Annotated in this window: 2 protein-coding genes and 2 pseudogenes; 2 read left to right on the top strand and 2 right to left on the bottom strand. The window is 42.4% G+C overall.

Annotated elements, in window-relative coordinates; translation table 11 throughout:
• Positions 1–478 (top strand): annotated as a pseudogene (locus tag ACE1AQ_RS15195) (IS1 family transposase); the annotation flags it as partial.
• Here the strand turns inward: ACE1AQ_RS15195 and ACE1AQ_RS15200 are convergent.
• A pseudogene (locus ACE1AQ_RS15200) lies at positions 464–1,263 on the bottom strand (IS630 family transposase); the annotation flags it as partial. The pseudogenes ACE1AQ_RS15195 and ACE1AQ_RS15200 overlap by 15 nt on opposite strands.
• A 110-nt stretch (positions 1,264–1,373) precedes the next feature.
• On the bottom strand, positions 1,374–1,595 hold the full coding sequence (locus ACE1AQ_RS15205; protein WP_051011148.1) for a hypothetical protein: 222 nt from the start codon (positions 1,593–1,595) through the stop codon (positions 1,374–1,376).
• Positions 1,596–1,764: 169 nt separating this feature from the next.
• Between ACE1AQ_RS15205 and ACE1AQ_RS15210 the strand changes: the two genes are divergently transcribed.
• Positions 1,765–2,529 (top strand): PD-(D/E)XK nuclease family protein, encoded by a 765-nt coding sequence (locus ACE1AQ_RS15210; protein WP_008197866.1) that lies wholly within the window; start codon positions 1,765–1,767, stop codon positions 2,527–2,529.
• Positions 2,530–2,797 lie beyond the last annotated feature (268 nt).

Below are 2,797 nucleotides of genomic sequence, written 5' to 3' on the forward strand. Positions count from 1 at the left end.
TCGGACAAACCAAAAGGTAAATTGGTTAGAGAATGTGATGAGATGTGGTCTTTGGTTTTTTCTAAGACGATAAAGTTTTATATTTGGCTGGCAATTGATAGAAAAACAAGGGAAATTATTGGTTGCTATGCGCGGAGATAGGCGTCGTCAATCAGCTAAAAAACTTTGGGGCCAGTTTACCAGGTGTTTACCGACAATGCGCAGTTGCTTACACAGACTTTTGGGAGTCCTATAAGACAGTAATTCCTAGTAAACGTCATCGACCAGTCGGAAAAGAAACTGGTCAAACTAATCATATTGAAAGATTAAATAATACCTTTCGACAAAGGATTTCTCAGCTGGTGAGAGAGAGTCTATCTTTCTCTAAAAAAATGGAGAATCACGTTGGGGAACCCTTTGGTATTTTATCCATGACTACAATGCACAGCAAAGCAAAGGATTAAGCCGCCATCACTACTACCGAATCACCACCCAATAATTGACGAATTTCTTCTGCCCAATCTATTCGGGTTCGACTATCTCGGTTACTCACCCGTCTCCATCCTCGATGGGGGTCAAAAAACATGAACAAGGCTTGAACCCCTTCACGACTATAGTGATAGTCTTCTTTTGTATCTTGTCCAGGTTGCATGGGTATCGGGGGGTAAACTTCTCCAAGTAGTTGCTTTGATGCCTCATCCATCGCGATTAACGGTTCTTCTTCCGATGGCTGAGTGCCATACAGGTCAAGGACAACTTCCATCTGGGCAACAAATCGGGCTAAATCCTGTTCCGGAATACAGTATCTTTGGGTTTTCCAAGGGCGTAATTGGTTTTTTTTAGAGTACGCCACACCGTTGGACTGGAAATCTCGGTGATAATTTGTCTTTGTTTGAGTTCCGAGGTTAATAGTCGGATTGTCCACTCGGCTCGGCCAGATGGTGGCTCCGAACAGCACAGGGCAATGATTTGGGCAGCGGCGGCTCCATCAACTTTTGCTGGAGTGGGGGGAGTTTTTCTCGATTTCCGTTCTAATGCTGGTTTTTCGCCTTTTTGAAGAAATCTTTGACGAATACGTCCCACTGTGTTTCTATTGACCTCTAAAGCTTCGGCTATTTCTTCATCTGTCCATTTTCTTTTCGCCTGTTCTCCCTCGTCACACATCAGCAAAATCCGAGCGCAGAGAATTTTTTTAGCCGGTGCATAGCCATTACGACTGATTTGTTCGAGGTTTTCTCTTTGTTCCCCTGTTAGATTGACTTTATCTCACCGACCTCTTCCCATGATTGATGTCCTCTGCTTGTTCGAGCTATTGCCCTATTTTAGCTGAAACAGTCCACTAGGCTGTGAAGCGCGATAGCGTAACGCACCGATTTAATAATAGAGGTGGTGCTTTAGGGCAGATGGTTAATTTTGTTTTTTTGACGGAATTGATAGCCGCAAACACGCAGCCTACACTCTAAATACCTCAATCTCAGGACGTTGACTAAAATCTCGACTTTGCCACTGCTTTTGCCAAAAGCCACTGCCAAATTTTCCCAAAATAGATCAGATTCAGCAAAATTAAACAAAACACCGTCAACAGCAGGAAGAATCGACAAAAGTGAAGAATTCATGACATTCACCGCAAAGGATGGCTGCGACTATTTTGTGCAAACAATCCCCAATCTTTCAAGACTTCCATAACAGAAATTAACATTGATCGGGAAAACTATATAATACGGTTTACCGTCTGTCAGATCAAAATCATCGGCTAACTGCTGTTTTATTCACGATAACCCTATTATGCCTAAGATATACCGTTTTGCCCAAGGTCATTTAAACCTATTGGAAACTTGTCCACCCAGATTTCAAAAAGTCTATCTAGAGCAACTTAACACACCGGCTGACCCCGGACAATTACAGGGGCAAGAATGGGGCAGTCAGTTTCACCTATTATTACAGCAGCGGGAATTAGGGCTGCCGATTGCGTCTTTATTAGGGGAAAATGAACAGTTAGAACATTGTTTAACAGCCCTATTAAAGGCTGCCCCGGCCATTGCCCAAAATCCGGGAGAAGACAATCGAGAAGCGGAACATTGTCGCAGTTTAACTGTGGGTAATTATTTATTAACGGTTATCTATGATTTAATTTTATTAGAGAGTGATCGAGCGGTAATTTTTGACTGGAAAACCTACTTAAAGCCGATCGATGCCGACAAACTAGCCAAAAATTGGCAGACGAGACTTTATCTGTATGTGTTGGCAGAAACTTCTGCTTATCCTCTTGATAGTTTATCGATGACCTATTGGTTTGTGCAGTTACCCCGCAGCCCCGAACAAATTACTTTTAACTATAATCGCAAACTACACCAACGGACAGGGCGGGATTTACGCCGTTTATTGAAGGCTCTCGATCGCTATCTATCAGCATACCAAAATGATTTAGTTGATTTTCCCCATCGTCCCGATTGTCAGCTTCATTGTCCCTATTATCTTAGACAAGAGCGATCGGACCCAATAGACTTACCCTCGATCAATGATATCCCTGAAATCAATCCTTTTGTCTAATTATTGCCGATGTCGTCAGTATTCTCAATTCTAAACTCTGAATTCTGAAGATTATTTTTATTACTGGACTTCCCCGTTGACAAAAAGCCATAAGCTGTGCTGTAGAAGGGATTAAGAGAATTTACAGCGCCCCGTTACTGGGTACAAATCAGGGAAACTCCCAATAAATCTAACGCTTTTTGTTGCAGTTGGGTCGGTCGAGTTATCTTAGAAAAACGATAACTTCCCTCTCTAATCGTACATTCCACTGTATTCAAGCAAATTGTCC

Origin of the sequence: Microcystis sp. BLCC-F209, from assembly GCF_041928595.1 — a bacterium.
Classification (GTDB): Bacteria; Cyanobacteriota; Cyanobacteriia; order Cyanobacteriales; family Microcystaceae; genus Microcystis.

Bases quoted from the DNA above. Each gene is read 5' to 3' on its own strand.
- ACE1AQ_RS15205 (WP_051011148.1), bottom strand. From the start codon at position 1,595: ATGAATTCTTCACTTTTGTCGATTCTTCCTGCTGTTGACGGTGTTTTG.
- ACE1AQ_RS15210 (WP_008197866.1), top strand. From the start codon at position 1,765: ATGCCTAAGATATACCGTTTTGCCCAAGGTCATTTAAACCTATTGGAA.